The sequence below is a fragment of the Streptomyces sp. 8K308 genome (assembly GCF_004348315.1).
In the GTDB taxonomy this organism is placed as follows: Bacteria; Actinomycetota; Actinomycetes; order Streptomycetales; family Streptomycetaceae; genus Streptomyces.
The window spans coordinates 1-6,416 of sequence record NZ_SMKC01000380.1; the positions used below are offsets into that span (position 1 = coordinate 1).

The window sequence follows — 6,416 nt, forward strand, 5'->3', positions numbered from 1 at the left end:
CCCTTGTCCGGACCTCCGCGTCCGCTACGACCGCCGGCGCGGGCCCACCGGCGCTTCGCGCCGACTGAGCTCCGGGCACGGCCAACCCGACGCCGAGGCCCGGGGACGGTGCCCCCGCCCCCGCGACGACCACTACCTCGCCATGCCGACGAACGCCGCGAAGGCGCTCGTGGAAACCAGCAGAGCTGGCCCTTCAGAGTGCTTGGAGTCTCGTATGCCGACCTGCCCGGCGCAGCTCAGATCGGCGATCTCGACACAGCTGTTACCGGTTTCCGTGCTGTAGGAGGACTTGAACCAAGCCGATTCGGGCACAACATCTGGTGCCATGCAGTGAGTCATTCGCGTGAGATCTCCCGTGCTAGTCGGTGCAGGAATCCGGGCGTCTCACCGGGTGCGAGGGCGCCCGCTCGCAGGGCGTCGAACCTGCGGGAAAACTTCCAAGCGGTGGTGTCCTTGTCGCTGAGGTTCGACCCACCATCCGCCACGTCGGTCTGCACGATCGTGGGCAGCGGCCCTCCGAACTCCAACAGAGTGAAGTTCGTGCTGGAGCGATAGGTCACCGTGCCGGTCGGCAGGATCTGGACCGTGACGTTGTCCAGCGCCGCGAGTCGGGTGATCTCCTCGTACTGCTCACGCATCACGTCGACACCGCCGATGATCCGTCGCAACGCGGCCTCGTCCAGGATGGCCCACAGCTCTACTGGATGGTCTTGCCGGATGAGCAGTTCCTTACGCTCCCCTCGGAGCTGCACCGAGCGCTCGACGAACTCGGTCGTCGTCTCCTCGACGAGCTTGGCCGCCAGCAGCATCTCCCGGGCGTAGCGCTCGGTCTGGAGCAGGCCGTAGACCACGTCCGGCTGCCAGACGCGAATGGTTCGGGCACCACTCTCCAGGCCAACAAGCGTCGCCATGCCGGAAGGCATGATGTTGCGGTACTGCGCCCACCAGCCGCGCTTGAGCGAGTCCCGGTGGATGTCAACGAGGTACTGCACGTCGCCATCGTCCGTAACGCCGTACCTGTCGAGCAGTTCCCGCAGATCAGCGACCTTGGGGAGCGCCGTCACGCCGTTCTCCACGCGGTAGAGCTTGGACGGCGAGAACGTCAACCCATCGACTGCCTCGACAAGGGTGAATCCAGCTTTGTCGCGCAATCGCTTCAGCTCCCAGCCCAGTTGCATGCGCCGGACGGTGGGTCCGGTGGGTGCTGCCATGAGTCCGCCTCTCTGCCGACCAAGCTTAACGACCCCGTCATCCGGGCTTCGACGATGCGAACTTCAGCCCGCCCTGCCGAGATTAGAGCTCGGCTCGCCGCATGTGCCATCTTCAGCGATTTTTTCACCGCCACTTGCGTGTTTGAATTCACGACTCCCAGGCTGGTTGCGCTACCGGTCGAACACGAACGGTAGTTGGCGGATCGAGGGCTGGAGGTCGCATGCAACTGGCGGTCGGAGTCACCGTGGTGGACGCGCGCACCGGACGGACCGGGATCGTTCAACTCCTCAGGGACGCCCGGGGCAACGTCTGCACCACGTCAATACAGCAGCCAACCCGCGCCCTGCTCCGTGCCGTTGGTCGGCGCGAGCCGCTGTGGTGGGCGCGCGTCGCAGACCTCGCGGTACCAGCCGAAAACACGGCGGACCTCGGCCTTGGCCACCGCTCACACCCGCTGCTCGGCCAGACCGTGGTGGACACCGCGACGGGCAGAACGGGCGTCCTGCGCGCCGTCTGCCCCGACTCCGCCGACGCCCCTCCTGTGGCGTGGCTGTCCCCGCCAGGCGGCGGCCGGGAGTGGACGACCGCGATGGAAGCCGTTGAGCTCACTCCTGGGGATGGGGTTCGAGCGCGCGACGGAGCAGCACTGCCGCGACGAGCAGGGCGGCGAGCCAGCAGGCGCTGAGGGCGAGCGTCGGCCGATGTCCGAGCCACCCCGTCGCGGCCCCACCCACCGTGTTGCCCACCGCGCACCCCAGGAGCCAGACGCTCACCATCAGGGTGTAGGCCCTGGTGAGCGCGGACCGGGGAACCAGGGTGTCCAGAAGTGCCGAAGCGGCGATCGCCGACGGCCCACCGCAAATACCGACCAGGAACAGCGCGGGGAACAGCGGCGCGAGACTGTCAGCGGCCCACGCCGCCAGACCGATGGCCACCGCTGAACCCGCCAGCGCGACAAGCATCAGCCGAGCCTGCGACCAGCGCCATGAGATCGCCCCGAGGGCGAGCCCCGAGACGATCTCACCTGCCGCGGACATGGCTAGGAGCGCTCCGCTGTCCGCCGCACTGCCCAGGGACAGAGCGGCGGCCGGCACCGCGACGGCGACGACACCGGCCGAGACGCCCGCGCCCGCCATGATCGACAGCAGGACGACGAGGCCGGTGCCCCCACGGACACCGTCCCTTCCGGCACGGTCCAGCGAAGGGCGCCACGACCGCGATGCCCTGGCCCAGGAGAAGAGCACCGCCGCGCCGCAGGCCAAGAGCCCACCCGCCAGCACGGCCTCGCCGGGCCCCGCCGCCACCAGCACAGCGATGTCGCCAACGGGCCGGCCAGCACGGCCAGTTGGAACAGCACCGCCAGCAGCGCGTACCCCGCCGTCCTGGCCGCTCCTTCCGCGACCAGCTCGGCCAGCAGCACCCTCATGCTGCCGGTCGTCGCGGGAATACTGGCCCCCATTCCCGCGCTGGCCACGACGACGAAGCCGGGCCAGTCGACCGTCGGTGCGGCGGTGACCAGGAAGAAGCCCCAGGCCGCGCAGGCCACACCCGCGGTCGAGACGACCCTCGCCTGTCCGTGACGGTCGATCAACCACCCCTGCGCGCTCAAACCGGCGGCGTTGCCCGCGCCGAACGCGGCCGCCGCGAAACCGCTGACGGCGAGCGAGCCGGTCAGCTCCTGCGCGTACAGCAACAGGCTCAGGCCACACATGCCCAGAGGGAGCGCACCGATCACGGTGGCGAGAAGGGGGACACGCAGGCCGGGAATCCTCAGAACGGCAACATAGCCCTGCATAGGACATGCCTTTCGAGCATGCCCACCCACCCGGGAGCCGGACTCCCAACGGACCACCATCACACAGGACGGCGACTGATGCCGCACACACTACGGCCACCGGGGCGACGGTCGTCAACACGCCTGTTCGGAGCGACGCCCGACGCGCGCTGCTCGGCCGGCGTGTGCTGGACACCACCTCGGGGTGAGCAGGGCAGGTGACGAAGCGGATCGCTTGGAAAGCCCAAGCGATCGCGAGACCAGTGCACACCCTCCAGGGCCCTGCCCCCTCCGGCTCACCGCATGGGAGGCGGAATGAATCGCCCTCTCACGCCCCGGCCTGCTCCTTGCCGTGGGTCGGGACGATAGCGAGCTCGTCCATGCGGCGGGCGCCCCATTCCCCCAGGGGGCCGAGCGCCGCGTAGAGCCGGACGCCCAGGTCGGTCAGCTCGTACTCGACGCGTGGCGGTGTCTCGTCGAACACCGTCCGCCGGACGACCCCGTCCGCCTCCAGTTCGCGGAGCTGCTGGGCAAGCACCTTCTCGCTGACGCCGGGAAGGCTGCGGCGCAACTCGCCGAATCGATGGAGTCGCTCGTCGAGCGCCCAGAGGATCAGTGCTTTCCACTTGCCCTCGATGACGTCCATCGCGGCGTCGAGGGCACAGACGTAGGGCGGGTTGCGCATCCGCCCCATGGTAGCCGGACGCGCCGTGGCTCAGCCGGCGGCGACGGCGCTCCGCATCCGCCACAGCGAGGCGCTCAGGTGTCCGGCCAGCTCCGCTGGCACACCCGCCTCAGCCGAGGCGGCGAGGATGTTCTCCAGGCCGGTCGCCTGCATCGCGGGGTTGAACTCGTCCGGGACGGACTCGCTGACGCCGGCGAGGGCGACCACGACGGGCAGCATCTGCTCCAGCCACGGCTGGAGCACCTCGCGCCTGAACGTCTCCACGTCGCCGCCGTCCGCGTGGACCAGCGACACGGCGTGGTCCACCCCGGCGCTCATGCCGTACATGCCACTCAGCGCCGCCATGTCGTACAGCGCCGCGAACCCGGGATCCTCGCCCACCCACTGAGAACGGCCGAGGGGGGCGAGCACGGGCGCGAGACGGTCGAAGAGGTCACGCGCGCCGCTGTAGAGGATGAACGCTCCGTCCGTCCCCACCGTCGGAGGCACGGCCATGATCCCGCCGGCCAGGAACCGTACCCCGTACCCGTCGAGCCACCCGGCGAGCTCGCGGGCCTGCCGTGCGGAGCCGCTGGTGAGATTGACCAGCGTGGAGCCGGCCAGCTCCCGCAGGGCTGGAGCGAGCGCCTCGCGGACACTGGCGTCGTCGAGCAGGCACACCACCGTCAGATCGGCGGCCCCGATCGCCTCTCCCACGCTCGTGGCCTCCCGCGCACCGCGCGCGACCAGTTCGTCCGCCTTCCCACCGGTGCGGTTCCAGACCGTCACCTCGCGACCGCCGTCGAGGAGCGCGCCCGCAAGCGCCCGTCCCATGGCGCCCAGACCCAGAATGCTGATGCGTTCGTGCTGCGTGTTCATGCGGAACACTGTTCACTCGGGGTGGAACGTGCCACAAGTACCCACTTTGCAGTGGGTGGTTACCCCGAGGTCAGTCAGCGGGCGCGCGCCCTGGGGGCACTGTCCGGCCGGCCCCCGACGGCAGCGGCCCGCGTCCGCCGGGGCTGGGGTCCCTTCGAAACCGCGGAGCCGGCAGGCGTCAGCGCCTGCGGTCGGTGAGGATGACCGCGGCGGTGATCAGGGCGAAGATGGCGATGGGCGCCGCCACGAAGAGGCCGAGCGTCTCGGCCACGCTCAGGCCGGGGCCCGGGTCGTCGCCGTCGTCGGGGATCAGGGCGAAGGCGGCCGGGGAGGACAGCATCGTCAGCAGGACCGCGCCGACCGTGACGGCTGCCGCTCGCTTCGCGTTGCGCTTCTTGTTCAGGTTGACCACACAGGCCACAGTAGCCAACCGGTTCCGGGGCCCGTTCAGTGGCCCGCCATCTCGGCGCGGACGGCGTCGAGCAGCGCCGCCACGCGCGGCGAGGCGGCCAGCGCCTCCAGCGTGGTGGGGCGGCCGTCGGCGTCGGCGATCGGCAGCCGCCAGTTGGGGTACTCGCGCCAGGTGCCCGGCACGTTCTGCGGGCGGCGGTCGCCCGTCGCGTCCGGGAGCCAGACGCCGACCATCCGGGCCGGGGTGCGGGCCAGGAAGCGGTAGGCGGCGGCGATCAGCTGCGGCTCGTCGGCGTCGGGCGGAAGCAGTCCGAGCCGGTCGAAGTAGGCCAGCCACTCCGCGTTCTCGGCGTGTGCGTCCCGCAGTTCGGCCTCGGCGTCGTCGGTGATGTCGAGCAGGTCGCGCAGCCGGACGTGCTCGGCGGCAAGACGGGCCGCGGTGGGCGGCAGGTCGTGGGTGGTGACGGTGGCGAGGCAGTCGGCGCGCCACGCCTCGGGCGGCAGCGGCGGGGCGCCAGGCGCCGCCCAGTCGCGCTCGAACCACAGCACGGAGGTGCCGGCGATGCCGCGCGCCGCCAACTCCTCGCGCACGCCGGGCGCCACGGTGCCCAGGTCCTCGCCGATCACGACGGCCCCCGCGCGGTGCGCCTCGAGGGCCAGCACGCCGAGCATGGCGTTCGCGTCGTAGGAGACATAGGTGCCGTCGGCGGGGTCCGCGCCCTCCGGGATCCACCAGAGCCGGAACTGGCTCATCACATGGTCGATCCGCACCCCGCCCGCGTGCCGCAGCACCCCGGCGAGCAGCTGGCGGTAGGGCTCGAAGCCGTGTTCCGCGAGCCGGTCGGGGCGCCAGGGCGGCAGGCCCCAGTCCTGGCCGCGGGTGTTGAAGGCGTCGGGCGGGGCGCCGGCCGACACGCCGGCGGCCAGCAGCCCGGCCTGCGCCCAGGCGTCCGAGCCGTGCGGGTGCACGCCGAGGGCCAGGTCGTGGACCAGGCCGATGGACATGCCGGCGGCGCGGGCGGCCCGCTGGGCGCGGGCCAGCTGGGTGTCGGTGAGCCAGGCCAGCCAGCAGTGGAACTCGATGCGCTCCAGCTGCTCGGTGCGGGCGCGTGCGGTGGCCGGGGAACGCGGGTCACGGAGCCCGGTGGGCCAGGCGCGCCAGTCGGGGCCGTGCAGTTCGGCGAGGGCGCACCAGGTGGCGTGGTCCTCCAGGGCCTGGCCCTCGGCCGCGAGGTAGGCGCAGTAGGCGGCGTGCCGGCCGGGGCCGAGCGGGACGGCGCGCAGGGTCTCCAGGGCCTGGCGCTTGACGGCCCAGACGGCGTCCCGGTTGATGTGGGCGCCCCGGTGGAGGACGTCGGCGCGCAGTTCGGCGGCGCGGGCCAGCAGCCGGTCGGTGTGGTGCCTGGCGTCGGCGTCGAGGTACGCGTACTCCGGGACGTCCTCGATCCGCAGGTGGACGGGGTCGGGGTAGCGGCG

9 protein-coding genes are annotated in these 6,416 nt (G+C 71.4%); 1 reads left to right on the plus strand and 8 read right to left on the minus strand.

What is annotated here, in order from left to right; all coding sequences use genetic code 11:
- Positions 1–132 precede the first annotated feature (132 nt).
- The 4 genes from E1265_RS31795 to E1265_RS37470 all read right to left on the minus strand — a co-directional run bounded on the left by E1265_RS31795 (position 133) and on the right by E1265_RS37470 (position 2,522).
- The gene (locus tag E1265_RS31795; RefSeq protein ID WP_132934437.1) at positions 133–339 is read right to left on the minus strand and encodes a DUF397 domain-containing protein; all 207 of its coding nucleotides are present in this window, start codon (positions 337–339) and stop codon (positions 133–135) included.
- Positions 336–1,211: a helix-turn-helix transcriptional regulator gene (locus E1265_RS31800; RefSeq protein ID WP_132934438.1), complete on the minus strand. Its 876-nt coding sequence runs from the start codon at positions 1,209–1,211 to the stop codon at positions 336–338. Before E1265_RS31800 ends, E1265_RS31795 begins: the two co-directional genes overlap by 4 nt.
- A gap of 320 nt (positions 1,212–1,531) precedes the next feature.
- Entirely contained in the window at positions 1,532–1,654 is a 123-nt protein-coding gene (locus tag E1265_RS40490) for a hypothetical protein (protein WP_279571483.1), read from the minus strand.
- Positions 1,655–1,817: 163 nt separating this feature from the next.
- On the minus strand, positions 1,818–2,522 hold the full coding sequence (locus tag E1265_RS37470) for an MFS transporter (protein ID WP_165953946.1): 705 nt from the start codon (positions 2,520–2,522) through the stop codon (positions 1,818–1,820).
- Between the two features lie 114 nt (positions 2,523–2,636).
- Here E1265_RS37470 and E1265_RS37475 point away from each other — a divergent pair, with 114 nt between their 5' ends.
- Entirely contained in the window at positions 2,637–2,792 is a 156-nt protein-coding gene (locus E1265_RS37475; RefSeq protein WP_165953947.1) for a hypothetical protein, read from the plus strand.
- Between the two features lie 522 nt (positions 2,793–3,314).
- Here E1265_RS37475 and E1265_RS31815 read toward each other — a convergent pair.
- From E1265_RS31815 to E1265_RS31830, 4 genes are all read right to left on the minus strand, one after another.
- A complete protein-coding gene (locus E1265_RS31815; protein WP_132934440.1) occupies positions 3,315–3,680 on the minus strand; it encodes a helix-turn-helix domain-containing protein in 366 nt (121 codons plus the stop codon).
- Positions 3,681–3,701: 21 nt separating this feature from the next.
- The gene (locus tag E1265_RS31820; RefSeq protein WP_132934441.1) at positions 3,702–4,529 is read right to left on the minus strand and encodes an NAD(P)-binding domain-containing protein; all 828 of its coding nucleotides are present in this window, start codon (positions 4,527–4,529) and stop codon (positions 3,702–3,704) included.
- Between the two features lie 178 nt (positions 4,530–4,707).
- Positions 4,708–4,941 (minus strand): hypothetical protein, encoded by a 234-nt coding sequence (locus E1265_RS31825; protein ID WP_132934442.1) that lies wholly within the window; start codon positions 4,939–4,941, stop codon positions 4,708–4,710.
- 35 nt (positions 4,942–4,976) lie between these two features.
- The coding region (locus E1265_RS31830; RefSeq protein WP_165953948.1) for a 4-alpha-glucanotransferase at positions 4,977–6,416 on the minus strand (1,440 nt) is incomplete at its 5' end.

What these genes read in the sequence shown, in the direction of transcription:
- E1265_RS31795 (WP_132934437.1), bottom strand. Translation starts at nt 339, where the DNA reads ATGACTCACTGCATGGCACCAGATGTTGTGCCCGAATCGGCTTGGTTC.
- E1265_RS31800 (WP_132934438.1), bottom strand. Translation starts at nt 1,211, where the DNA reads ATGGCAGCACCCACCGGACCCACCGTCCGGCGCATGCAACTGGGCTGG.
- E1265_RS37475 (WP_165953947.1), top strand. Translation starts at nt 2,637, where the DNA reads ATGCTGCCGGTCGTCGCGGGAATACTGGCCCCCATTCCCGCGCTGGCC.
- E1265_RS31815 (WP_132934440.1), bottom strand. Translation starts at nt 3,680, where the DNA reads ATGGGGCGGATGCGCAACCCGCCCTACGTCTGTGCCCTCGACGCCGCG.
- E1265_RS31820 (WP_132934441.1), bottom strand. Translation starts at nt 4,529, where the DNA reads ATGAACACGCAGCACGAACGCATCAGCATTCTGGGTCTGGGCGCCATG.